The sequence below is a fragment of the Eisenbergiella massiliensis genome, assembly GCF_003435485.1.
Genome location: NZ_QVLV01000001.1, coordinates 327,988 through 352,117 on the forward strand (window position 1 = coordinate 327,988; position 24,130 = coordinate 352,117).

The following is a 24,130-nucleotide window of genomic DNA, read 5'->3' on the forward strand; positions in this document are numbered from 1 at the left end:
AATAACCGATTGGGAACATATCATACAAGAAATCCGGGCTGAGAAATGGTATAGTCAGCTTCAAACAGGAAAAGGAGAGCAGAAGCTGATGAATGAACCGGCAGTAAAGATGGAAGAACAGATTATTAATCTGTTTCAGGAAGTGGAAACAGAGGTTTATGAAGGATGGGTGCTGAAAACCCTGGGCAGCCGTCTGATAGTGTTTCCCTTATATAATGTGTATCCTGATAATATGGATGAACGTATCCGGGCCTGTGAAAGGCTGGGTAATGAAAAATCGGCGGAATGTATGTTCCGGATTGCTGAGAATACAAATTTCTACCTGCATTCGCGTCTGGAAAAAAATCGATATATACTCAGGGAACGTACTATTGTGGGAGATTTGTCCATTACGGAGGAAACAGCGGATCGGTTCAGTTTGTATGGCAGAATTGAAAGTGAAAATGAGGACAGAACGGAAAGTATTATAGAAAGCAGAACTGCCGGAAGGGTGGAAAAAGCCCCGGCTATTGATATAAAGCCGAAGCCCCGGACATCGTCGGATGGAAGGCTGGTTCTGGAAAAGGCGAAGGATGGATTGCGGACAGAGCCTGTTTATATGCTGCAAGAAGGGGAAAACAGGAGCTGGGAAAAGGCCGGCCGCCGGAGAATTGGTACCAAACGGGGGGATCATTTATTCATAACGGATGCAAACAAAAGTTCCAGGCTTAAGGCGGCTGATATCCTGCATTTTTCATTAAGGAATAATATTACAAGGGTATTGGTTGACGTTCCGGAAACGACATTCCTTTGTGAGAATTTCGAGGAGTATGGATTCCGTAAGGCATATTCCTGTTCCTGTTATAGGAAACAGCTTTAACAGTACGGATACAAAGACAGCATAATAATAGTTTCAATTTGATTCAGGCGGCAGGAAAGATTTTTCCCTGCCGCCTGATGAATTATTGTGGATAAATGGGTAAGAATTTGTTCTCTGTGGTGGATAAAGGTAATGCTGGATGGCTATAAAAGTATATGTTAGTTAACGGATACCAAACCTTTTTTCTTTTGATGCCCTTCCGTAAATTTTTGTCTTGATGTTGCTGACAAGCTTAATATTATATAGCCTGTTTGGGAAAGTAAAAGGATCATTGTCTTAAAACCTGATTTAAGGTATCATAAAAGCAGGATAAAATGGAATTTTTAAACACCGGGGAAGGCCGGGCCAGAGGTACGAATTATGAAATCACTGCGTAGGAGACCCTTTCTGGGAATTCGGGAAAAAATGATCTTATGCTGTATTCTCTCCACTATTATCACGATTGTTTTTTCCGATCTGGTAGTCTATTGGATTTACCAAAAGGATATTACAGAAAAAGAATTTTTTTATATGGAAGATGGAAATCAGATTCTTTCAGATAATATTGATAATCTTATTTCAACCATTGAAGAGAAACTTGTGGCAGAGCTTGAATACTGTGCTGTCTTTTCCTATCAGGATGATTTGAGTAATCTTTATGTGGCGGACGTTATGAGAAGTCTGAAAAGGTTGGTTACGCTGATGAAAATGCGCGGTACCAATGTGAAGAGCATTTACATTCTGGATCAGTACACCTGCAGCTATTTTTACGATACCAAAGAAGAACTGCAATTAGAGGACTTTAAAGAAAAAACTGTTTACCAGGAAATCCGGGATAATTATAAGACTATGTTTCCACGTCAGGGCAGTACTCTGTGGCGCAGTTTTCCTGATAATCCTGATGAAATTTACCTGATTAAACACTATATTCATTCTGAAACTACGGACTATAAAGGAGTCGTCTGTCTGACTTTTGATAAAGACTATTTTCATACGCTGCTTGGAGAACATGACTTTTCCAGTATTATATATGATGAAAATGGTTATTTGCTATATTGCAGTGAAGATCTGAGAAGTTCCCTGCACGGAGAAGATGATTCTGTCAGAGACCAGTATTTGATTTCATCTACATCGGTTGGCAAGCGAGGCTGGACATTGGAAGCTTTGGTAAACAGAAGTACCATCCTGGCGCGCACCAAATCTTTGGCCGGGATTCTTCTGATTGTGGAGCTGGTGGTATTAATCGGCGTAATTTTTGTGATTGCCTATCTGTTTCGGGGCATGCTGGGGAACATTCTGGCGCTTGATAAAAGTTTTAGGGATATTAATGCTGGAAAGCCTGTAGATCATATTATTCCTCGCACTGGGGATGAAACCGCTTATTTGTGCCATCAATTTAATACTATGTATGAGGAACTGACTCAGAGTGTGGAAAAAATGGCTCAGGACAGTACACTCCGTGAACGGGCCGAATATAATGCGCTTCTGGCTCAGATGAATCCCCATTTTCTCTATAATACGCTGGAATCTATAAGCTCCATGGCAAAACTTTCCGGTCAGGAGGAAATTGTACGAGCCATTCATATGCTGGGCTATCTGCTGCGGGCCTCCATTAATGGAAGCACCCAGAAAATTCCTCTGCAGGAGGAACTTTTGTATATCCGCTATTATCTGGAATTGCAGAAACTTGTGACCGGGGGAAGCCGTTTAGAATGGGATATATCCATTGAACCAGGTACAGAACAGTATCTGGTTCCCAAGCTTATTCTGCAGCCGGTGGTGGAAAATTCAATTATTCATGGGCTTCATCTTATTGAGGACGATGGTATTATTGTAATTACCTCCGGGAAGAAAAATAAATGTCTGATACTGGAGGTATATGACAACGGAGAAGGAACCCGGCAGGAGGAAATAGATCGCATTCTGTCGGAGGAAGGACAGGAGGATTCCAGACATGACCGGGCGCATATAGGAATCCGCAGCATACAGAAGAGGATCCATATCCTGTATGGACCTGAATATGGCATGCAGATGGAAAGTTCACCTGGAAACGGCATGATAGTCAGAATTATACTGCCTTTAGAAAAATGTGAGGAAGAAAATGCATAAAATAATTGTTGCGGATGATAACCATTTGACTATACAAGCGCTGAAGGTTACGGTTCCTTGGGAAGAATGGGGATTTCAGCTGGTGGGATGTGCGGAGAATGGTGTAGATGCTTTGAGACAGATCTCTTTGTACCACCCGGATATTGCTATTCTGGACATCAATATGCCGGGGATGACTGGCCTTGAGGTAGCAAAACAACTTCTGGAGAAAAAAGAAAACATAATCTTTATCTTTCTCACGGCGTATGATGAGTTTTCCTATGCCCAGACTGCACTGAAAATAGGAGCTTTTGATTATCTGCTTAAGCCCCTGGATAACGAGGCTCTGAAAACAGTTTTAAAGCGTGCCGGAGAAGAACTGAACCGGAAAAGACAGACAGCCGTTATGCGCAGCAAACTTCGTTCTGATTATGAGAATTGGGCTGGACATCTGTTACAGGATAGCATTAATGGAATAACACGGTCAGTAACCGAACTGGAAGAAATGCTGCAGCAGGAATGGCGGCCGGCAGGCTATGAACTGATGCTGGTCAGCTCAGCAGATTTTCTATCTCCGGAAAGAATCGAGCAGCTGACTGATCAAATTCGTCAATGTCTCTCCGGACAGGAGGCTTTGTATCAGTTTAAATATGTCCATACCCGTATAAAAGAAGGTTTTCTTATTCTGCTTGTTTTCCAGAAAATTCAGATCGTGCGGGACTATGATTTAGCTGCTCTTAAAATTGCAAACCGGATTGTGGATACCGGAGGCGCCTTGGAAGCGGATCTGTTTGTTGGAATCAGTGATTTTTCTGAAAGAAGTCTGGCTGCCCTGCCAAAGCTGTATGAGGAGGCGATATTTTCCGCAGAAAGCAGATTTTTCCTGGAGAATAAAACCGTAATCCACTATAAAAGTATTACAAGCAAAAGTTTCCGGAATGAATATATGCTCAGTAGAAAAATGCAGGATATGTTTCGGATATTATATACGGAACCTTGGGATTTTACTAATTATCTGGAAGAATTTATTGAATTGATTTTGCAGGAGACTTGCTATGATGTGAAATATGTTAAAAATATTTTTATGCAGATAGCCTTTACCATTACCTGCAGTATGCAGGAACGCAATACCGGAGACTGCTCTCTAAAATCCATGGAAACCATTCTGGAGGATATGCATAAAATTGACAGCATGCAAAGTATTATCTCCTACATCAGAACCTATACAGCACAGACCATAGGCCGGATTCAAAAGGAAAACAGCCAGATGTCCTGTCAGGGGAGAAAGGTTCTGGATTTTATAAATACACATTATATGGAGAATATTACTTTATATGATGTGGCAGAAGATGCCGGTATTTCAGAGAGCCATCTTTGTAGAGTTTTAAAGAAGGAAACCGGCGAATCCTTTGTAAACATTCTGAATAAAATCAGAATCCAAAAAGCGCAGAAACTTCTTCAAAAGGGCGATTTAAAGGTTTATGAAATTGCAGAAATCGTCGGATTTTCCAATTATGCATACTTTTATCAGGTATTTAAAAAAATCACCGGTTATTCTCCGAAGGAATACCATTAGAACACCGCTACAGTACAGGTCTGTGCATTTACTGCACAGGCCTGCTTTATTTAACAGATTGTGACGGATGATAAAATTTTGTTATAAAAAGGCAAAATTTTATATTATTCTTTCTTGGAAAATGATAGAATTCTGAAATTTTTATTTTCTCTAAGTACTGCTAAAATATATATATCAAGAAAACAAAAGAAAAAACATTACGGTTTTTGAAAAGCGATCGTAGTTTTTTCAAACAATTATGTTAAATAAACTAGGAGGATTTATTATGAAGCGTAAAGTTGTCAGTATGTTGCTATCCGCAGTTATGATGCTGTCTCTGCTTACAGGATGTGGTTCGAGTACAGGTGCCACTACATCGGAACCTGCTGCAGAGCCAGCAAAGGCCGCTACAGAGTCCACTGCTACTGCGGAGACAACCGCAGAGGCTTCCACAGAGTCTGCGGATATTTCAGGTGAACTTAATATTATTCATTATTTGACAGAAACTGCCAAGCTGGCTGCCTTGGATGGGCTTGTAGAGGGCTTTAAAGAGGAATATCCCAACATAACGGTAAATGTAGAAGCCATGGCAATGGATAATTATTCAGATGTAATCAAGCTTAGATTTTCTACAGATGAGGCTCCTGATGTTATTTTCGGACAGCCCAAATCGTATACGGATTTGATTGATAACGGTCTGATCAAAGATCTGAGCGGAGAGGATTTTATCAGCAGACTGTCTGAAAGCTCCCGTAACTGCGTTACCTATAATGATGGTGTATATGGCGTGGCTCTGGATCAGATGGCCAATGTAGTATTCTACAACAAAGACATTTTTGATGAACAGGGACTGTCCGTTCCCACTACCTATTCTGAATTCATTGAGACCTGTGAAGCTTTGAAATCTGCCGGTATAACACCCTGTGCAGCTGGTTACCAGGATGATATCGCCTATGGTGCAAACTGGTATACCATTTATTATGGTTCCAAGTGGAATCAGGCACAAAACAACGCACAGGAACTGATGGACGGCGCGAGTCTTGCCGATTATCCCGGATACTCCGAAGCTCTTGATCAGTGGAGAGAGATTATGCTCAATTATCAGAATTCCGACTGCAAGACCATCGATACTGCCAGAGCAGAGCAGATGTTTGCAAACGGGGAAACCGGTATGATTATCATTGGAACCTGGGGCCTTGGTGCTATTATTGATTATAATCCGGATGGAAATTACGGAGGATTTACTTACCCTTCCGAGGAAAATGCAGATGAGTGCTACGTTCCTGTCAGCATTGACGATTCCTGGATGATTTCTGAAGGAACCCCCAATGAAGAAGCAGCTCTTGCATTCCTTGAATATGCAACCAGAGCAGAAGTAAACTCCAAATGGTGCGGCACCGCCTCCCAGCTGAGCGCACTGGAAGGGGTGGAATGCGATACTCTGCCCCAGGCAGCTCAGGATATCGCCAAAGAGATTGCCACAAAGAAAACCACTGCATGGTCTTCTGTTTCCAACTTCACCGGTCAGTTCAGTACAGTATATTCCAATTCCCTCCGCGACTTCGCAATGGATGATGAAATGACAAATGAGGAATTTATCATGGAAATGGATGAAGGTTTTGCAGCTGCAAGAAAGTAATCTGTACCTGGCATAAAACTGTGGGCATCGGCTGCGCTCGATGCCCCTTTTAAATAAGTGAGAAGGGTAGATTTATGGCGAAATTGAGTGATAAGAAAAAAAGGTGGATTAAAAATGAGGCGAAGGATTTCAGCTTCCTTCTTCCGTCCCTTGTCATATTTATTATAATAATAATTATTCCGTTGATTTCCGGAATCCGCTATACCTTTACGGACTGGAACGGAATGTCAAAGAATATTAACTATGTGGGACTCAAGAACTATTTTACCGTTTTCCAGGACAAAGATTTATTATTGCCAATCCGTAACACTGCGATTTTTACATTGGTGACTATGGTTTTGATCAATGCGCTGGGACTGGGTCTGGCTATGATGGTGGAAAAAGAATTTAAGGGCGTTAATGTTATCAAAAGCATTGTGTTCATTCCCCTGATTGTCAGCCTGGTACTGGTATCTTATATGTGGATGTATGTTTACAGCGATTTTTTTGGAATGCTTGGCTGGCCCAGCCCTCTGATTTCCAAGAAGACCGTATTACTGGGCTTGTGTGCGATGGCAATTTGGAAAGAGGTTGGACTTGCCATGATGATTTACCTGGCGGCCCTGAAAGGGGTATCTTCTGATTATTATGAGGCGGCGACCATCGACGGAGCGGGTTTTTGGGCAAAATTTAAAAATATTACCATCCCCATGATCGCGCCTGCCTTTACTTATTGTATCCCATTATGGCTTGCCGGTGGGTTGAGGATGTATGATTATTCCTATGTTGCCACCCAGGGAGGACCCAGCCATGCCAGTGAATCCATGGCATATTATATTTATCAGTATCTGTTCCCTTTTAATAAGGTTGGATACGGACAGACGGTAGCAGTGCTTTATCTGATTTTCTGCATTATCCTTTCTAACGTGATAACCAGAATGCTGAGGAGAAGGGAGATTGAGTTATGATACATACAAAAAAATATAAAATTCAGACAGCAGTCCGTATTGCAGTCCTGTGGCTCTTTGCCCTGATCTGTCTGGCTCCCTTTTATGTGGCGGTTTGTTATGCATTTAAGTCCAAAACGGAATTTGCAAAAACCAAGCTGGCATTTCCCACAACGCTTTATCTTCAGAATTTCAAGGATGCCTTTGCCTTGAAAAACTATTTCAACTCTGTGAAAAACAGCGCTATTGTAGCAGTTTGTGTTGTGCTTCTGATTGTCGTGATTTGTTCCATGAGCGCTTATATTATTACAAGGAAAAATAACAAATTTTACAATTTTATTTTTTATTTCTTTCAGATGGTTATTCTGATTCCTTTTCAGACCATCATGTTTCCTCTTTACAGGGAACTGTATTCCCTGCATGCGCTCAGTACACTGTGGGGACTGATTTTTACAGAACTTGGCGTGTATATGGGATACTATATTTTTCTGTACGCAGGGTTTATCAAGAGCGTTCCTATTGCATTGGAGGAAGCTGCAAGAATCGATGGCTGTGATCGTTATCAGGTGTTTATCCGTATTGTTTTCCCGCTGCTTAAGCCAATCACCATGACGGTAGTAGTTCTGTGCTTCCTGGCTTCCTGGAATGACTTTTTCCTGCCTTTGATTATGGTACAGAAGGATGAAGTAAAAACGCTTCCTCTCATGCAGTTCTTCTTTTTCGGAGAATATACCAGCAATATTAATCTGGCGTTTGCAGCTTCTATTCTATCTATGATTCCGGCTGTAGCAGTATATTTCTGTGCGCAGAAATATATAGTGGCGGGTATGACTGCGGGAGCTGTAAAATCATAAATGACTGGCCGTGTATTTTTTGTAAATCAGGGGTATATAGAAAGGATTGGTGACTTGAGTATATGAAACAAAAATGGACGAAAGAAGAAATCTGGAGCTGGTACAAAGCACAGCCCTGGATTACAGGCTTTAATTTTATTCCCAGTGGTGCTGTGGATGGAGGTATCTGGCTTCTTCAGGAATATGATCATGAAAGAGCCTTCAGGGAATCCGCAAAAGAAATTGCTCTGGCGGCAAGCCTGGGTTTTAATAGTATTCGTTTTTTTGTACCTTTTTATCTGTGGAGGGTGCAGCATGATTCCTTCATGAAGAATTTCAAAGAATTCTTATCGCTCCTGGATCTGTATCATATGACTATGATGCCTGTCCTGTTTAATGACTGCTGTGTTGCAAAATCCAAATATACCGAGCCGGTGTTGGGGCCGCAGCCGGAACCGGTTCCCGGCTATTTCGGTGGAACTCCTGTTACACCGTTTGATGAGGATACCCAAAACGGGGACATTACTGGATACGATATCACAGATGAACCGGAGATGGAACCTGTGGTACGCGCTTATGTAAAAGAGCTTGCGCAGACGTATGGACAGGACGATCGGATTCTGATCTGGAATATCTGGAATGAAGCAGGCAATTCCCAGCGCCTGGAAAAGTCGGTTCCCCTGATGAAGAAGGTTTTTGCATGGATGCGTGAAGAAGATGTAAAACAGCCTCTGACTGCAGATGTATGGGGAGCAGGCGCTGAACATCCTTACGGCTGGCTAAAGAATCCGGGAATTTATGCGGATGTGGAAAAGGAAGCAATTGCGCTGTCTGATATCATTACCTTCCATTTCTACGGAGACTATTCACATTCCCGCATGTACATTAAATGCCTGAAAGAATACGGAAGGCCCATGATTAATACGGAATGGATGCATCGCCCCTACCGCAGTATCATTCAGACCCACCTTCCTCTCTGGAAAAAGGAAAAAATAGGGAGCTATTTCTTCGGCTTTGTCAATGGAAAAGCACAGTTTAATTATGTCTGGGAATTTATTAAAAATCTTCCGGATATTGACACAAGACTGTGGATGCATGATATTTTCCATTCGGATTTCACTCCCTATGATGAGGAAGAGATCGAAGTAATCAGAGAGTGCAACAGGGATAAAAATATTTTCTGACAAAGGAAATTGTGAATAAAAATTTATACGATGGAACAATCCGCCCGGCAACATTGCCGGGCGGATTGTTCCCCAATTAACGGATATCGGATGAAAGCATTCCCTCAGACATTCGTACACCCTTTCCCATGACAAGCAGTTCCCTGTGCAGATGCACCGCCATGAACACAGTGATGATTGCAGAAATAACATCGGCAATCGGCTGCGCATAAAGAATACCGTTGATCCCCCAGAGGGCTGGCAGGAGAAGGATGATGGGAACAAAGCAGATTCCCTGCCGGCATGCGCCGAGGACAAAGCCTTCCTTCGCTTTTCCAAGCGCCAGGAAAAGAGAGGAGTATACAGTATAGAAGCCGAAAAGAAGGAAGGAAAGGCCATTTGCCCGCAAGGCCTTCTGGCCGGCCTGAATGAAATCCAGGTCCCCTTTTGTAAACTGGGACATAATCTGAGTGGGAAACAGGGCCATCACCAGGCCAAATATGGCGCAGAAGATGGTAGACCACAGGATGGAGGTCCGGATCGCCTCATGGAGACGGTCATACTTTTGGGAACCGTAGCTGTAACCGGCAATCGGCTGAAATCCCTTCATGAAGCCAAAAACCATCAGGCTGCCCATGGAAATAATTCTTGTAACCACACCCATCCCTGCAATTACGGAGTCCCCGTATCCCTTTGTCTGCAAGTTAATCAGGGTGATGGACAGGCTGGTCAGCAGCTGGAACACCAGCGTGGGGATTCCTATTTTCAGTATTTCGGACATAATTTCCCTGGAAAAACAGCATTTACTGATATGAAAGCTGAAAACACTTTTTTTCCTGAGCACATAGAACAGATATACAAGCGTGGATACAACCTGTGAAATGGCAGTTGCAATTGCCGCGCCGGCAACTCCCAGATGCAGGGCATAAATAAAAATAGGATCCAGAGCCATATTCAGAACCGCGCCTGTCAGCAGTGCGCACATGGTTGTTTTTGCAGCGCCCTCACTTGTGACGATATTGTTCATGGTGACATTGAATATGTTGAAAATTGATGAGGTTACATAAATTGCAGTATAGGTTACCGCATAGGGCAGGATGCTTTCCGTGGCACCCAGAAGCTTCAGTATCGGCTTCAGAAAAATCAGGGAACAGAGTATCATTGCCGCCCCAACAAACAGGCTGCTGTACAGGGCGGTGCTTGCAACCTTGTCCGCGGCCTCCTTTTCTCCACGGCCCAGCAGGCGGGAGATATAGGACGCAGCGCCGTTCCCGAATAGCAGCCCCAGCCCCACGATGACCTGCCCCAGGGGGAAGGCTACGGAAATAGCCCCCATCTGGCTGGTGCCCAGCCCACCGACAAAATAGGCATCCACCAGGTTGTATAATGCATTGATCATCATACCGATCATGGTCGGCAGACCCATGGCCAGGAGCGCCTTTGATACAGGGGCGCTTCCCAGCAGTTCCATTTTTTTGTTGCTTCCATTCATGATTGTCACTCCTTTTTTCTTGACATGAGTTATAAAATATAATACTATAAAATATAGCAATGAAGCTGATAATACTATAAATTATAGCATATGTCAACAACAATATAAAAAAGGATGGATTAAATATGGCTACGATTGATTTGATTGTACTGGGAATTGTAAAAAAAGAACCGCTGAGCGCCTATGATATTCAAAAGCTGGTTGAGTACCGGAATATTTCCCGCTGGGTTAAAATCAGCACGCCTTCTATTTATAAAAAAGTAATTCAGCTGGAGCAGAAGGGTTTCATCAGGGGTACTATGATAAAGGAGGGGAATATGGCGGAAAAAGCCGTATATTCACTGACAGAGGAAGGAGAAGAGGAATTCAGGAGATTGATGTTTGGTATTTCTTCCGAGCCTGTTCATATGTTTCTGGATTTTAATGCGGTGATCGTAAATCTGGACAGCCTTTCAGCGGAAGAACAGCGGGTCTGCCTGAGCAGAATCGGAGAAAATGTTAAGACACTGAAAGCATATCTGGAAGAAAATATTGAAAAAAAGGAAGGGCTGCCGGAAATACCGGATACCGGAAAAGCTGTTCTGCGACAGCAGTATATCCTGATACAGGCGATAGAAACATGGATGGAATCGATGTGGGGGAAAATTGCGGAGGATTAAAAACAGGCGGGTGGAAGCATATGCAGCTTTCACCCGCTGTTACCGAACAGGGAAGGCAGTTTATTTTTTTACTACACGTATGGCAACATAGGAATTCATGTATGCATCAAATAATCCGCCGCCGTCACCATCTTCATACAAATCAGTGAGGATAAAGCCAGTTTTCAGCAGGCCGCCAAGCTGTTCCGTGAGGCTGTGGCTGAAGGTAAAAGGTTCCTTGTTTTTTACCATTTCCTGTTTCCTTTCAGGGGAAAGATCTCTGAGGGAATTAAAAGGAAGCTTATGTACAGATATCAGGGCCTTGTCCTTTGTAAAATCAGGTTCAAACATAAAATGCTCTTCCTTAACAAAACCTGCCATAAGGATGCCCCCTGGCTTGATAATGCGGGCGCACTCCTGCCATATGGGGAAAAGATTTTCAATATAACAATTGGAGACCGGATTAAAAATAATATCAAAGGAATGATCGGCAAAGGGCAGGGGCTCCTGCATATCACACTTCAGGATTGTGATGGGGTACCCCTCTCGGTCTGCTACAGCCCGTTCGCTTTCCAGTTGTTTTTCTGAGATATCTACAATAGTAACATCTGCGCCATGTGCAGCAAAAACCGGTCCCTGCTGGCCGCCGCCGCTTGCCAGGCCAAGGATTTTCTGGCCACGAAGCGGAGGAAACCAATCTGCAGGCACTTTTTTGGCGGAAGTAAGAGAAACCTCAAGCGCGCCTTTTTGAGCCTGAAGATAATCTTCATGACTTATTGGAAGGGTAAAGCATGTGCGGCCATCTTCTTTTCCCGGGCTCGCTATCGCATCCCAGGCGCTGGCATTAAAATCAACATAATTCATAATATTTTACAGCTCCTTTCAAAAAGAGTAATGTGAGGGATTAATTTTTAATCCCTACGGCACACATCCAATTGGGAAGGGCGGCCAATGGATTGTATTTCCAGTCATGCATGCGGCACAGCATTTTCTCTGAATGATTAAATTCTGAGTAGGCCGCGGCAAAGCGGTCCCAGCTGTCTCGGTTTTTTTCTGCTGTTATATTCATACATTGCCCCTTTCCTTATTCTGCCAGAAAGTCCAGGTGATCATGGGCTTATAACCTATTTTCGCATAAAACGGGTTGGCCCCGCCAGTCATATGCGTGGCGCCCAGCGGCTCCATCCGGCGGTACAGTTCGGATAAAGCGGCAGCAGCCAGGCCTTTACGGCGGTGCTGGGGAACGGTACAAAGCGGTTCCATGTAAGCCAGATGGTTTTCCGGAGTCCACCACATTCCGGCATAGCATACATACTCCCCGGTCTCATCTTCAATTGCCACAGGATACTGCATGGTGGCATGCGGCGCCTGGCAAAGATGATAGCCTCCCTCCGCATTTCCATGCCAGGGGCCTTCCTCGGCCTCATGGTTGAAGCCCTTCCAGCAGCATTCCTGGATTTTCTCAATGATGCATTTTCCAGGTGCCACGAAATGATATCCTTCGGGAAGCGGAAAATCAAGAGGCTTATCAAATTCATAAATCATATCAGTATAGGAACCAGTCTGAGTGTACCCGGCCTTGCGGGCGGCATCCATAAGAGCCGCCTGCCCCTGAAACAGGACGAACCGTAAATGACCATCGATACGGGGCATATGGGCATCCGCATACGCTATCATTTCCGGTGCAAGCTCTTCATATCCCGGACACAGGCTGAAATAGATATCGGTAACCGGGGACTCGGTAAAACAGAAGGCAACAATCTGCCCGTTATCCTCCCAGATACGGTTCCTGTGGGTATAGGATTTATCCATCCATTCGGAGGAGAGGGCGTATTCCAGGAAGGGGGCCGGAACCCCGTTGCGCCAGTCTTTCTCATAAATGTCAATCATGAACTGGTAAATACACATATGGTCAGCGAGGATTTGATATTGTCTTGTTGTTATATTTTTCATAGTGTTTCCTTTCTTTATAATCATCGGAGTAAAGCGTCTTACTAAATCATCCGGCTTTCGCCCACCATTACCTCCTATGCCCCCTGGCTGATACAAAGTTCCCTGTCGGCAGCAGCCTTCACAACCTCAGAATTGCTGATAAAAACAGCGGCGGCATTGTCCTGTATAATTCGCTGCTTCAGGTTGAAAATGAGCTTTTCCTCCGTAATCCTGTCAAGGGCGCTTGTGGCATCATCCAGGAAATACAGGGAAGGATGCTCTAACAGCATGCGGGCGAGCAGAAGCCGTTGCTTTTGGCCGCCGGAGAGCATGATTCCGTTTTCACCAGTCAGTGTGTCCAGGCCGCCCGGCCATTCCTTAACCTCCCTTTCCATACAGGCCGACTGCAGCGCCTTCCAGCATTCTATATCGGAAATGTTCCGGCCTAGGGTAAGGTTTTCACGGATGGTGCCGTTTTGCAGATGGCTGCTTTGCAGGCAACAGGAGACAGTGGGCGCTTTAAACAGGGTAAAAAGGTTTTGGACTTCCTTCCCATTCCAGAGGATTTCCTGAAAGGAAGCAGGAACGATGCCAAACAGTGCGTTCAGGATGCTGGATTTGCCGGAAGCCACGGGGCCGGTGAGAACCAGCAGCTCTCCGGCGTAAAGCTGAAAATTAACATCCCGTATCCCCCGCCCGTCTTCATAAATGCAGGATAACCGGCTCACGGAAAGCTGCTTCAGGCGGCCGTAAGATTCTTCCGCGGTTCCTTCTCCTTCGGGAAAAACGTCTGGATGGGCAGGAGTTCCACAATATCCGCCGGAAACAGGAACAGATTTCGAAGAGAGGGGAGGCAGGAGCTTCCCATCCATGCCAAGGCAGAGGCCGTTTTGTTCTTCCACTGTTTCCAGAATCCGCTGATAGGAAACCTCCGCCTTTTTTGTTTCCGTATACAGTTCAATGATTCTTAGGATACAGTCATTCAGCGTATCAAGATAGCAGATAAAAATGGCAAAATCACCCAGAGGGAAGCTTCCATTTTGCATAAGGCCGCTCACCGCTGCCATCATTATGACAATGCAGAGGACAGAGGCAATATCCACGGTGGCGCTGACAGAATTCTGGAACAGGGAATCCCTTACAACGGCCCTGGTACGTTGCTTTATTACATTATCGTATTTTTCCAGGACAGGCTCCTTTGCGTCCATTGTTTTAATGGACAGTACGGAGGTTACAATATCGGACAGCAGGCTGGAGGCTCTGTCATGCATATCCCGGTTCTGTTTTCTGCTGCTGCGTATGCGGCCGGATATCTTTTTAATCAGAAAAAGACATAGCGAAAGGGGCAGGAAAAGGAACATGGTAATTCTCCAGTTGATGAGCATCAGGGAGCCTACCGCAATGAAGGTAAAAATACAGTATCCGGCGACTTCTGTGACAAGCTCCACAGGGAAACAGGCCGCAGGCACATCATCGTCCAGCCGCTCAAAGGTTTTTCCGGAATTGTCCGCCCTGTCCCTGAGGTGATTCGAACGAAGCAGGCCGTGGAATACCTGGACTCTCAGGCTGTCGTGATAATAGTAACGGCGCAGCACATCCAGATAAGAGCTGCCCCGGATACTCAACCAACGCACGGCGGCATTGACCGCCAGTAAAATAAAGTAAGGCCAAATTCTGTGAAGAACCCCCTTCCCCTGTAGGCCGTCCTGAAATGCATTCAATATCCACCTCACACAGCTTATATTAACGGCGGAATAAGAAAAAATTAGGGCATTGAGCAGGATACTGCCCAGAGTGAGCCAGGGTTTGATTTTTATTAATTTTTTGAGAAAGCTTCTGAATTTATTATATTCCATCGGGAATACCTCCTTTGCAGTTCTCCTGTTTTTGTATTCTGCCTTTTTTCATATAGAGAATCCGGCTTTCCGGTTTCAGGATTTCTGCATGGTGGGATATCATGATTACCGTTTTGTTTTTGGTCAGGTTCCTGATGGCTCTGTCCAGGTCCCGTTCTCTTTGTTTATCCAGGTTGGCCGTGATTTCATCCAGGATAATCACCTGCGGGCTGCGCAGAAACAGGCGGATAATGTTAACAAACCGGGCTTCCCCGGACGAAATACTGCCTTCGCCCGAAGAAAGCGGGGTATCCAGTCCCTGCGGGAATCCGGCAAACCAGCTGGTTAATTCCAGTGCATTGATGGCGGCCAGAATATTCTCATCCCGGATGCGGGAATCGAACAGAGTGATGTTATCCCGCAGGGATGCGTGCATGAGTTGGACTTTCTGGGGACAATATACGATTTCCCGCCTCAGCTTTTGCGGATCGAATTTTTCCACAGGAATCCCGTTCACAAGGACTGCGCCGTGCTGGCAGTGGTACAGGCCCGCCAGAAGCTTTATCAGGGTGGTTTTACCACAGCCGGTTTCCCCCATAAGCCCTACATGCTCTCCTGCTTTTACCGAAAAGCTGATATTGTGCAGCACCTCGTTTTCCGAATCGTAGGAAAAATAAAGATTTTCTACGGTAAGGGAAGAAAAATCAGCAGGAACCGGGAGACAACGCGCTCTTTTTTCTGTGGGGATTTCCAGAAAGCCCTCCACTCTTTTTTTCCTGGCGCCTGCGTTCTGCAGTTCACCGAGATAATTACGGAAGGAATTGAGAGGTTGGAATATCAGGTTTACATAATTGTAAAAAAGGTAAGCGGTGCCGAGAGAGAGGATGCCTCTGTCCCAGAAAATGGCTGTGATGAGCAGTGTGCACCCGATGGAGATGGTTTCCATCACTGTGGATGCGCCCCAAAGACGGCCGTAGATCAGACCGGCCGGGAGCGATTCCCCGAATCTCTTGTAAATGGCTTCCTTCAGGGAGAGCAGTGCGGGGCCGTCCGCAGCTGCCAGGTGTATCTCCACAAGGTTATCCAGTTTATCCTTCAGGATGCCGTTAAAAACGGCGGCGGCCTGGTTGCTTCTCCGGAAGCATTTCGTGCCGAAATCAGATATTTTTTTGAAGCACCCTATGGACAGGATACTGACAGCCAGCAATATCAGGGCCAGCCACGGATTTTCCAGGCTGATGACGATCAGGACGCCGGCCAGCAAAAGGGCGCTTGTTCCAATTTTCAATAACAGGATGCGCAGATATTCATAAACGCCCTCCACATCCTCATCCAGGCGGGTCATGATTTCACCGCTGCTGTATCCCGTATGTTTTTCCATGCCCAAATCAAGAAAATGGGAAAGCATTTCATGCCTTACGTCATTTGTGATTCTTCCGCCCAGGCTGGCGGATATGTATTCCTCCAAAACAGATGCCGCCTTTTGCAGCAGCACGGTAAAGAAATATCCGGTTATCATCAGGCCGGGGATAAATAGGGAATTGCCCCCTTCCGCACTGTCGATAAAGCCGCTCAGGAATTTCGGTGAAAGTATCTGAAGGCCGACATTGGCAAGGACTATGAGGGCGGCGGATAATACCTGGCCCTTGTATTTAATAAGATAATCCATAGTGATGTGATGCCCCCCTTATATAAAAAATGCAGCAGCTTTGTCCGGTCAGATAATGCTGTCTTTATTCTAATTTAAGTTCCACAGTGGAAACAACAGGCACTTTAATTATAATTATTCTCGGTATAAAAAGGCAGGCGAAACAAAGTATAGAATGAATTTTAATAAAAACAGTAATTATTTCTATTATTGATATTGACAAGCAATATGGAGTGGGATATACTGGAAGCACAAACAGAACATGATGGAAGCTATGCACCGCCGGCAGGCATGGCGAAGGAACCAGGGAAAGATTCATTGCGAAAGGACACGGAATGAGCAAGCATAATTTTACGGATATCAGGGTGCCTATTGAACCTGATAATCCATCAATCGTCAGGGATGAGACGAAATGTATCAAATGCGGCCAGTGTAAGAATATCTGCACGGAAAGCATCGGGGTTGCAGGCCGTTATGATCTGGAGCTGACAGGGGATACCGCAATTTGTATCCATTGCGGGCAGTGCGCTAATGTCTGTCCCGCCGGAAGTATCACGGAGAAGTATGAATACCAGGATGTGAGAAGGGCTGTGGCAGACCCGGATAAAATTGTGATATGCAGCACATCCCCTTCCGTCAGGGCGGCGCTGGGCGAGGAGTTCGGCATGGCGGACGGCAGTTTTGTCCAGGGAAAAATGGTGGCCCTGCTGCGCAGGCTGGGCGCCGATTATGTGCTGGACACCAATTTCGCGGCGGACATGACCATAATGGAAGAGGCCAGCGAGCTGGTGGAACGTCTCAGGAAGGGGAACAGGCCCATACCGCAGTTTACCAGCTGCTGCCCGGCCTGGGTGAAATATGTGGAAACCTACTATCCCGAGATGCGGGAGCACATTTCCTCAGCCAAAAGCCCTATCGGCATGCAGGGTCCCACGATTAAAACCTATTTTGCACAGAAGATGGGGATAGATCCGGAGAAGATAGTCAACGTTGCGGTAACTCCCTGCACGGCCAAGAAGTATGAAATCCGCCGGGAGGAGATGCACGCGGCGGGCAGTTATCTGGGAATTGAAGGCATGCGTGATATGGATTACTGCATTACCACCAGAGAGCTTGCCAGATGGGCCAGGGAGGAAAATATTGATTTTCTTACCCTGGGGGATGAACCCTATGACAGCTTTATGGGAGAAGGATCCGGCGCGGGTGTGATTTTCGGGAATACCGGAGGCGTTATGGAGGCGGCGGTAAGGACGGCATACCACATGGTCACCGGAGAGGAAGCCCCTGAATTCCTGTATGATCTGCAGTCCGTAAGAGGGCTGGAGGGCGTGAAGGAAGCCTTTGTCTATATCAATGATGACGTGATTCTCAAGCTGGCCGTAGTATTCGGCACAGCCAATGCAGGAAGGTTGCTTGAAAAAATAAAGAAGGGCGAAAAGCAGTATCATTTTGTAGAAGTGATGACCTGCCCCGGCGGCTGTATCGGCGGAGGTGGACAGCCCAAGGATACTGAATGGAAGGGCGACGCCCTGAGAAAGGCCCGCATTGACAGCCTTTATAAAAGAGACCGCAGCATGCAGGTACGCTGCAGCCATCAGAATGAAGAGATTATCAGGCTGTACAGGGAGTTTTATAAGGAACCCATGAGTGAGCTTGCTGAGAAAATGCTGCATACTTTTTATGTGGACAGAAGCTCGGATTTGGGAGTAAAATAGAAATATCTGGAAGACATGGAAACTGTTAACGAAAAAGAGAAAAGGAGATTGTACTATGGCAGAATTAAAAGGATCAAAGACAGAAAAGAACCTGGAAACAGCATTTGCAGGGGAATCAATGGCAAGAAATAAATATACATATTTTGCTTCCAAAGCAAGAAAAGACGGGTATGTACAGATTGCCAATATTTTTGAAGAGACCGCAAATAATGAGAAGGAACATGCTAAAATGTGGTTCAAGCTGATCAACGGCGGCATCGGCACCACAGCAGAATGTCTGAAAGCAGCAGCTGAAGGCGAGAATTACGAGTGGACCGATATGTATGCGAACTTCGCTAAGGAAGCGAAGGAAGAAGGCTTTGACGAAATTGCAAGACTGTTTGAAGGCGTTGCTGCAATTGAGAAAGAGCATGAGGAAAGATACAGAAAGCTCCTTGCCAATGTGGAAGGAGATCTGGTATTCTCCAAGGACGGCGATGTGGTATGGCAGTGCTCCAACTGCGGACATATCTGCGTAGGCAAGAAGGCTCCCGAGGTTTGCCCTGTTTGTGCACATCCTCAGGCATATTTCCAGGTAAAGGCTGAGAATTACTGATTATAAATCTGCGCAAGGCAGAACAGGCAGCGCCCGTAAGCGCCGGGGTTCCGGCAGCTGCGGGCGTTTTTTATTTAAAGACCATCTGGACGAGGAACATATAAAGCACTGTGCCTCCCCCGATGCTAAAGAGCATATTATGCTTCCATTTATGGATGCCCAGCACAAAAGCGGCGGCGAGAAATTCAGGAATGCCGTGGGAGCCGTCCGATAGCGATACCGATTTAAAACAATATACCACCAGCATGGCAATGGCTGCAAAGGGCAGGACCCCGCCCAGATAGGTGACGAATTCCGGCGTCTTCTTCCCTTCCGGAAAAAACAGGAAGGGCAGCGCCCTTGTAAGCAGTGTGGTCAGGGCAATAACAAGTATGGTAACCAGGATTTGAATACTGGACATAAGAACCTCCGTGATATCAGGAACTGTGATTTTAAGAAAGACAGCCGCCTGCGGCTGGAAAGGCGGTTAAAACGGCAGTTTATAATTTACTGCTGCTTCCCTTTACCGGCGCACTGCCTGCGGAACAGCAGGAGGAAAAGCAGGATGCCGGCCATGGAGAACAGAAGAAAATTATCGCTTCCCGTCAGGATAAGGCAAAGAGCCGTAACAAGCAGCCCGGCCAGCGCCGGGAGATGATTGCGGGTTCCCTCCCACTGTTCAAGAAAGATAACGAGAAAGAGCGCGGTCATGGCAAAATCAATGCCGGTGGAGTCAATGGGGATGATGTTTCCCGCCAGAATGCCTGCAAGCGTCCCGGCAACCCAGTAGCTCTGGTCCAGCAGGGCAATGAAGAACAGGAAATATTTCCCGTCCACACCCTCCGGCGGTTCTGCTGCGCATTCCAGGGAGTAGGTTTCATCAGACAGGGAAAAAATCATGTAGGGCTTCAGCTTTCCCATAATTTTAAATGGCTCCAGCATGGAAAGACCATAGAAAAGATGGCGGGCATTCACCATGAGCGTGACCAGTGCGGCAGAAAACGGCGCAAAGGGGGCGGTCAGCAGCTCGATTGCCACAAACTGCATGGAACCGGCGTATACAAATATACTCATAAACAGGGCCCAGCCATCGGGGACATTTGTGTTATGCAGCAGGATGCCGAAGGCCATTCCCAGGAAAATATATCCCATCATAACCGGAAGCGTATAAGGAACGGCGGCTTTCAGCGCTTTTCTTTTCATGATAGTTTTACCTCCGCAGTCGGACTGTATGGATTTGCAGCTGTTGAAAAACCGACAGTTTTACGGCAGTTATTTTTATTCGACAGTTACACGGCTTTTATTATACGTGCTGCCGGCTGCTTTTGCAATTGCCGGTTTGCGGAAATTGCCGGTTTGCGGAAAATGTTGTCGGCCTGCGGGAAATGATTTTCACCCCGGCGCCGGGGCGCTGTGGGCGTTGCCAATTTTCTACGCTGGACAGAGTGGGAGATAAGAATTATTATTAAGGTAACAGATGCGGCAGGATTTGCGGCAGGGATATTCTGAATCTCATATGGATGGAATGGCGGGGCCATTCTGCTTAAGAATTGCTTGTGCCGCCAAAGGCGCACAGATGGGAGTATGGATGAAGGAATTAGCAGGAGAGTTTGACGAACTGAATGAGCTGATATATGTTGCTGACACGGAAACCTATGAGCTGTTGTACCTGAACCGCCGTGGTCTGCAGGTGTTCGGCCTTAAGGATCCGGAGCAGATTAAGGGCAGGAAATGTTATGAAGTGCTGCAGGGAAGGCAGGAGCCTTGTGATTTCTGCAACAATCATTTGCTGTCTGCGGATACCTATCTGGAATGGGAAATTGATAATGAGCTGGCGGACGGGCATTTTCTGCTGAAGGACCGTCTGGTTGACTGGAACGGGGACGGCCGTCTTTCTCGCATGGAAATAGCCCTGGATGTGACCAGAAGCGACAGGGAGAAAAAGCGGCTGCAGGAAACACTGGACAGGGAGCGGGTGGTTCTGGAGTGTATAAAAATGATGCATTCCTCCCCGGACAGCGATGTGGCCATCCAGAATACGCTGCAGGTGATGGGAGAATTCCTCCACAGCGAAAGAACCTATATCTTCGAGATATATGGCAGGCTCATGGATAATACCTATGAATGGTGTGCGCCCGGCATATCCGCAGAAATAAACAGGCTGAAGGACATTCCGGTGACTGATATCAGACGTTGGATGTCATCCTTTCAAAGAGGGGAATGCATAATCATCAAGGATCTGGAGGAGTTAAAGGAATCGGATCCCCTGGAATACCGGCGGCTTAAGCCTCAGAATATCCGGACGCTGGTCACGGTGCCGTTGTTCGAAAATGATGCAGTTATCGGCTTTTTCGGCGTGGATAATCCGCCGGTGGGGAATCTGGAAAATATATCGGCGGTCCTGGACATTCTGGCCTACTTTTTCCAGTCGCTTCTGCTGCGCAAGCGGATGGCGGAACGGCTGAGCCAGCTCAGCTTTATGGATGGGCTGACCGGAACCATGAACAGAAATGCTTTTATCAGGGATATCACCCCTCCCCTGAAGGATAAAGGATATGGAAGGGGAATCGTTTTCATTGACGTAAACGGCCTGAAGGAGACGAATGATAAATACGGGCATGTGGCAGGAGATGAGCTGCTGATGCGGACCTGTGAAAAGATGGAAAGCGTATTCAGTGATGCGGATAAATACAGGACGGGCGGAGACGAGTTCGTAATTATATGCAGGGGAATGGAAAAGCAGGAATTTCAGGAAAGAGCGGAGCTGCTCCGGGAAAAGTTCCGGAAAGCGGGAAGCCTGGCCGCTATGGGCGTAAGCTGGGCGGAGGAAGGAAAGACCCTGCAGGAAGCGGTGGATGAAGCTGAAAACCTGATGTATCAGGAGAAAAAAAGTTTTTATACCTCCATACACCAGCAGGAAATTCCAGGCCGCAACATCAAAATGACGGAGCCTGAGGGTGAGGCTGAACCGGGCGGCGTAACGGACATTTTGGAGGAGGCGCAGGTGAAGCAGCTCGCCGGTGAAATGCTGCGCCTTTATTTTGAAAAACAGGATGTGAAGGGAATGCTGCGGCATATGGACGCCTCCTGCATATGGACGGACGAGGAGCATCAGCGGGTATACGGCCGCCGGGAGGCGGAGCTGTATTTTACCAGGCTGGCGGATCAATACAGAGGCTGCCGGATTGAGGATTTGCAGCAATACAGCAGAAAACTGGCGGCGGATACCTGGCTGTGCTGCATCTGGTGTTATGTGGACAAGCCTGGCGAAAACGGCAAACGGATCCGTATGCCCTTTAAGGACAGCAAAATCATGAAAAAGGAGCAAAACGGGAATTTCAAATGCTATTTTGTGCATATTTCCCGTATGGTGTCGGCTGAAGAAGCCATGGAGGAGGGCGGCTGAGGGTAATGCGCTTTTAGTTTTCCGCAGGCTGTGGGGAGCTGTTACAGCTTTTGAATATTTTCCTCCGTCAGTTCCAGGTATGGAATTTCAAGCGGCTGTGCCTGGCCGATGGAGGACTCCCGCCATTTTGTATATTCCTCAAAATCCACAGGCGTATTCTTTTCATAGGTTCCGCCAGGCATGATATAATATACCAGGCCGTCTCCGTCGGCATCAATATCGTCGGGAAAAGAGTTTCCTTCGTAATCTTTTTCCCCAACAGATTTATCCCAGGCATCCACCATAGCCGTCTGTTCATAGGTATCCGTGCCGGAATTGTAGCTGTAAACCGTATAGGGCCAGAAATCCCCGGCCATTCCCTGGTTATGGGACCATTCCGCCACCACGGCTCCATTGTCATAGAAGGTGAGCGACGGAAACTCCTGCAATTCTGCCCGGAGGGTTCCCGAAGAGCTGTCGTAAGCGTAAACGGTTCCTGTCATGCCTGCCATGTAAGTAGTGGTATATAACACGATCAGTTCTTTTTTCCCATCCGAGTCGATATCATATACTGCGAACTTATTTTCGGACATGTCATGGAAGCCATCAAAGCCGAAGTCTTTGCCGTCGGGGAAGGTATGGTTTGTATAGATTTCTTCCAGGGCGGCGGCATATGCAGCCATTTCCGGGCCTTCCTGCCCGTCCCCTTCCGGAAAGTCGGTTGCTTCGGCTTGTTCTGTCTGTTTCTCTTCTGTTTCCGAAGCGGCTCCTTTCTCCGGGGCCGCCGGGGCAGGAGTCTCTGCCGCAGGGCTTTCTTCCGCCAGGGATGCGGCTGTTACCCCGGCCGTTTCTGTTACGGCAGGAATGCTCTCGTGGGGAATGCTTTCAAACGACGACGGCTGTGCACAGGCTGTAAGCTGGCTGAAAAAAAGGCAGGCTAACATAATTGCCGGTTTTTTTATTTTCATCTGATTCATCCTTTCGGTCATGCTGTTTTGAAGCGGCAGTTAATTTGGCAGCCGCGATGTTTAATTATAACAGCTGTGAAAGGGTAAATACAACCGGAAAATAAACTGAAATACGATCTGCCCTGTGCAGCTAAATGCACAGATCTGTCCGGACTGTAAACGGGTCAATATGCCTTTACGTCCGTCTTTTTCAGATATCTTATCCCGCACCACAGGAAAATCAGCAGGAAAATCCCGCAGCTTAAGAAGAACGGCAGAAAGCTTCCGGCCAGGACATCCTCCTCCTTATTGGAATTCATTCCCAGAAGCATGAGGGAATAAGGGAAAAACAGCCCGAAGCCTGCCGAGGAAAACAGCAGTCCGGCAACGCTGCCCAGAAGCGCCATGGCAATGGGCAGGGCAAAGCTTCTGATAAAGGAGGAAAAGAACAGCTGCAGCGCGGCAATGGCCAGCCCGCCCACACAGCCGCGCAGCAGCCAGATTATGGTATCCAAAGGCGGAAAGCCCTGCAGCCCGGTGATAAGGCCGCAGATAAGGAACAGGACGCCTACCCACAGCTGTGTCAGCAGGGTGACGCAGGAGATGGCGAGAAACTGGGCCAGATACAGACAGGGAATGGGGACCGGGGCGGCCAGCAGCGCATTGCGGTTGCGGTTGAAATTTTCCAGGCGCCACAGGTAGGCGCAGTACACTGCAATCAGCGGCGCATAGAAAAAATTCGAATAAAACAGGGTGGTCTGCGTCCACAGACTGTACCAGCTGACGCCCACGATATCCGTATTCTGTATATAGTTGAAGCACCCCATGATTGTACTGATGACGGGCAGGATAAGGAATACACTCCAGATAAAGGAGCGTTTCAGCTTCATTAATTCGGCACGCATACATGCAAACAACATAA

20 protein-coding genes are annotated in these 24,130 nt (G+C 46.6%); 11 read left to right on the forward strand and 9 right to left on the reverse strand.

Annotated elements, in window-relative coordinates; genetic code table 11:
• The first annotated feature begins 88 nt into the window (after positions 1-88).
• The 7 genes from DXC51_RS01355 (at position 89) to DXC51_RS01385 (ending at position 9,063) form a co-directional block, all read left to right on the forward strand.
• A complete protein-coding gene (locus DXC51_RS01355) occupies positions 89-859 on the forward strand; it encodes a hypothetical protein (protein ID WP_117543395.1) in 771 nt (256 codons plus the stop codon).
• 360 nt (positions 860-1,219) lie between these two features.
• Positions 1,220-2,947: a cache domain-containing sensor histidine kinase gene (locus tag DXC51_RS01360; RefSeq protein ID WP_021635584.1), complete on the forward strand. Its 1,728-nt coding sequence runs from the start codon at positions 1,220-1,222 to the stop codon at positions 2,945-2,947.
• Positions 2,940-4,502, forward strand: coding sequence for a response regulator transcription factor (locus tag DXC51_RS01365; protein WP_021635585.1), 1,563 nt, complete (start codon positions 2,940-2,942; stop codon positions 4,500-4,502). The genes DXC51_RS01360 and DXC51_RS01365 overlap by 8 nt, the downstream gene beginning before the upstream one ends.
• A gap of 265 nt (positions 4,503-4,767) precedes the next feature.
• Positions 4,768-6,120 carry an ABC transporter substrate-binding protein gene (locus DXC51_RS01370; protein ID WP_181970004.1) on the forward strand — a complete coding sequence of 451 codons (1,353 nt, stop codon included), beginning with the start codon at positions 4,768-4,770 and terminating at the stop codon, positions 6,118-6,120.
• Positions 6,121-6,194: 74 nt separating this feature from the next.
• Positions 6,195-7,067, forward strand: a complete 873-nt coding sequence (locus tag DXC51_RS01375; protein WP_021635587.1) for a carbohydrate ABC transporter permease — start codon at positions 6,195-6,197, stop codon at positions 7,065-7,067.
• Complete coding sequence (locus tag DXC51_RS01380) at positions 7,064-7,900, forward strand: carbohydrate ABC transporter permease (RefSeq protein WP_021635588.1); 837 nt, start codon at positions 7,064-7,066, stop codon at positions 7,898-7,900. The genes DXC51_RS01375 and DXC51_RS01380 overlap by 4 nt, the downstream gene beginning before the upstream one ends.
• Positions 7,901-7,962: 62 nt before the next feature.
• Positions 7,963-9,063 (forward strand): hypothetical protein, encoded by a 1,101-nt coding sequence (locus DXC51_RS01385; protein ID WP_117543399.1) that lies wholly within the window; start codon positions 7,963-7,965, stop codon positions 9,061-9,063.
• A gap of 76 nt (positions 9,064-9,139) precedes the next feature.
• Here DXC51_RS01385 and DXC51_RS01390 read toward each other — a convergent pair whose 3' ends face one another.
• On the reverse strand, positions 9,140-10,534 hold the full coding sequence (locus DXC51_RS01390) for an MATE family efflux transporter (protein WP_117543401.1): 1,395 nt from the start codon (positions 10,532-10,534) through the stop codon (positions 9,140-9,142).
• Positions 10,535-10,659: 125 nt separating this feature from the next.
• On the opposite strand from DXC51_RS01390, the gene DXC51_RS01395 reads away from it, so the two are divergent.
• Positions 10,660-11,193 (forward strand): PadR family transcriptional regulator, encoded by a 534-nt coding sequence (locus tag DXC51_RS01395; protein WP_025488159.1) that lies wholly within the window; start codon positions 10,660-10,662, stop codon positions 11,191-11,193.
• Positions 11,194-11,253: 60 nt separating this feature from the next.
• On the opposite strand, the gene DXC51_RS01400 is transcribed toward DXC51_RS01395, so the two are convergent.
• The 4 genes from DXC51_RS01400 to DXC51_RS01415 form a co-directional block, all read right to left on the reverse strand.
• Positions 11,254-12,036, reverse strand: a complete 783-nt coding sequence (locus tag DXC51_RS01400; RefSeq protein WP_117543403.1) for a class I SAM-dependent methyltransferase — start codon at positions 12,034-12,036, stop codon at positions 11,254-11,256.
• Between the two features lie 201 nt (positions 12,037-12,237).
• Positions 12,238-13,125 carry a GNAT family N-acetyltransferase gene (locus tag DXC51_RS01405; RefSeq protein ID WP_181970005.1) on the reverse strand — a complete coding sequence of 296 codons (888 nt, stop codon included), beginning with the start codon at positions 13,123-13,125 and terminating at the stop codon, positions 12,238-12,240.
• A 74-nt stretch (positions 13,126-13,199) separates the two neighbouring features.
• On the reverse strand, positions 13,200-14,960 hold the full coding sequence (locus DXC51_RS01410) for an ATP-binding cassette domain-containing protein (protein WP_117543408.1): 1,761 nt from the start codon (positions 14,958-14,960) through the stop codon (positions 13,200-13,202).
• Entirely contained in the window at positions 14,950-16,608 is a 1,659-nt protein-coding gene (locus tag DXC51_RS01415; protein WP_117543410.1) for an ABC transporter ATP-binding protein, read from the reverse strand. The genes DXC51_RS01410 and DXC51_RS01415 overlap by 11 nt, the downstream gene beginning before the upstream one ends.
• Positions 16,609-16,922: 314 nt before the next feature.
• Here DXC51_RS01415 and DXC51_RS01420 point away from each other — a divergent pair, with 314 nt between their 5' ends.
• Both DXC51_RS01420 and rbr read left to right on the forward strand, forming a co-directional pair.
• Positions 16,923-18,302 (forward strand): [FeFe] hydrogenase, group A, encoded by a 1,380-nt coding sequence (locus tag DXC51_RS01420; protein WP_117543412.1) that lies wholly within the window; start codon positions 16,923-16,925, stop codon positions 18,300-18,302.
• 55 nt (positions 18,303-18,357) lie between these two features.
• The gene (rbr, locus tag DXC51_RS01425; RefSeq protein ID WP_021635601.1) at positions 18,358-18,897 is read left to right on the forward strand and encodes a rubrerythrin; all 540 of its coding nucleotides are present in this window, start codon (positions 18,358-18,360) and stop codon (positions 18,895-18,897) included.
• Positions 18,898-18,967: 70 nt separating this feature from the next.
• Here rbr and DXC51_RS01430 read toward each other — a convergent pair whose 3' ends face one another.
• Both DXC51_RS01430 and DXC51_RS01435 read right to left on the reverse strand, forming a co-directional pair.
• The gene (locus tag DXC51_RS01430; RefSeq protein WP_102287333.1) at positions 18,968-19,297 is read right to left on the reverse strand and encodes a branched-chain amino acid transporter permease; all 330 of its coding nucleotides are present in this window, start codon (positions 19,295-19,297) and stop codon (positions 18,968-18,970) included.
• A gap of 86 nt (positions 19,298-19,383) precedes the next feature.
• Positions 19,384-20,079 carry an AzlC family ABC transporter permease gene (locus DXC51_RS01435; protein ID WP_117543414.1) on the reverse strand — a complete coding sequence of 232 codons (696 nt, stop codon included), beginning with the start codon at positions 20,077-20,079 and terminating at the stop codon, positions 19,384-19,386.
• 385 nt (positions 20,080-20,464) lie between these two features.
• Here DXC51_RS01435 and DXC51_RS01440 point away from each other — a divergent pair, with 385 nt between their 5' ends.
• A complete protein-coding gene (locus tag DXC51_RS01440; protein ID WP_181970006.1) occupies positions 20,465-22,282 on the forward strand; it encodes a sensor domain-containing diguanylate cyclase in 1,818 nt (605 codons plus the stop codon).
• 41 nt (positions 22,283-22,323) lie between these two features.
• Here the strand turns inward: DXC51_RS01440 and DXC51_RS01445 are convergent, their stop codons facing one another.
• A complete protein-coding gene (locus DXC51_RS01445) occupies positions 22,324-23,229 on the reverse strand; it encodes a hypothetical protein (protein ID WP_117543418.1) in 906 nt (301 codons plus the stop codon).
• Between the two features lie 164 nt (positions 23,230-23,393).
• Complete coding sequence (locus tag DXC51_RS01450) at positions 23,394-24,128, reverse strand: ABC transporter permease (protein WP_117543420.1); 735 nt, start codon at positions 24,126-24,128, stop codon at positions 23,394-23,396.
• Positions 24,129-24,130: the final 2 nt, after the last annotated feature.

Excerpts from the sequence above, each read along its gene's own strand:
- DXC51_RS01405 (WP_181970005.1), bottom strand. The coding sequence starts at position 13,125 with ATGAAAAATATAACAACAAGACAATATCAAATCCTCGCTGACCATATG.
- DXC51_RS01365 (WP_021635585.1), top strand. The coding sequence starts at position 2,940 with ATGCATAAAATAATTGTTGCGGATGATAACCATTTGACTATACAAGCG.
- DXC51_RS01415 (WP_117543410.1), bottom strand. The coding sequence starts at position 16,608 with ATGGATTATCTTATTAAATACAAGGGCCAGGTATTATCCGCCGCCCTC.
- DXC51_RS01410 (WP_117543408.1), bottom strand. The coding sequence starts at position 14,960 with ATGGAATATAATAAATTCAGAAGCTTTCTCAAAAAATTAATAAAAATC.
- DXC51_RS01360 (WP_021635584.1), top strand. The coding sequence starts at position 1,220 with ATGAAATCACTGCGTAGGAGACCCTTTCTGGGAATTCGGGAAAAAATG.
- DXC51_RS01385 (WP_117543399.1), top strand. The coding sequence starts at position 7,963 with ATGAAACAAAAATGGACGAAAGAAGAAATCTGGAGCTGGTACAAAGCA.
- DXC51_RS01440 (WP_181970006.1), top strand. The coding sequence starts at position 20,465 with ATGAAGGAATTAGCAGGAGAGTTTGACGAACTGAATGAGCTGATATAT.
- DXC51_RS01435 (WP_117543414.1), bottom strand. The coding sequence starts at position 20,079 with ATGAAAAGAAAAGCGCTGAAAGCCGCCGTTCCTTATACGCTTCCGGTT.
- DXC51_RS01445 (WP_117543418.1), bottom strand. The coding sequence starts at position 23,229 with ATGAAAATAAAAAAACCGGCAATTATGTTAGCCTGCCTTTTTTTCAGC.
- DXC51_RS01370 (WP_181970004.1), top strand. The coding sequence starts at position 4,768 with ATGAAGCGTAAAGTTGTCAGTATGTTGCTATCCGCAGTTATGATGCTG.
- DXC51_RS01355 (WP_117543395.1), top strand. The coding sequence starts at position 89 with ATGAATGAACCGGCAGTAAAGATGGAAGAACAGATTATTAATCTGTTT.
- rbr (WP_021635601.1), top strand. The coding sequence starts at position 18,358 with ATGGCAGAATTAAAAGGATCAAAGACAGAAAAGAACCTGGAAACAGCA.
- DXC51_RS01400 (WP_117543403.1), bottom strand. The coding sequence starts at position 12,036 with ATGAATTATGTTGATTTTAATGCCAGCGCCTGGGATGCGATAGCGAGC.
- DXC51_RS01395 (WP_025488159.1), top strand. The coding sequence starts at position 10,660 with ATGGCTACGATTGATTTGATTGTACTGGGAATTGTAAAAAAAGAACCG.
- DXC51_RS01450 (WP_117543420.1), bottom strand. The coding sequence starts at position 24,128 with ATGTTGTTTGCATGTATGCGTGCCGAATTAATGAAGCTGAAACGCTCC.
- DXC51_RS01380 (WP_021635588.1), top strand. The coding sequence starts at position 7,064 with ATGATACATACAAAAAAATATAAAATTCAGACAGCAGTCCGTATTGCA.
- DXC51_RS01420 (WP_117543412.1), top strand. The coding sequence starts at position 16,923 with ATGAGCAAGCATAATTTTACGGATATCAGGGTGCCTATTGAACCTGAT.
- DXC51_RS01375 (WP_021635587.1), top strand. The coding sequence starts at position 6,195 with ATGGCGAAATTGAGTGATAAGAAAAAAAGGTGGATTAAAAATGAGGCG.
- DXC51_RS01430 (WP_102287333.1), bottom strand. The coding sequence starts at position 19,297 with ATGTCCAGTATTCAAATCCTGGTTACCATACTTGTTATTGCCCTGACC.
- DXC51_RS01390 (WP_117543401.1), bottom strand. The coding sequence starts at position 10,534 with ATGAATGGAAGCAACAAAAAAATGGAACTGCTGGGAAGCGCCCCTGTA.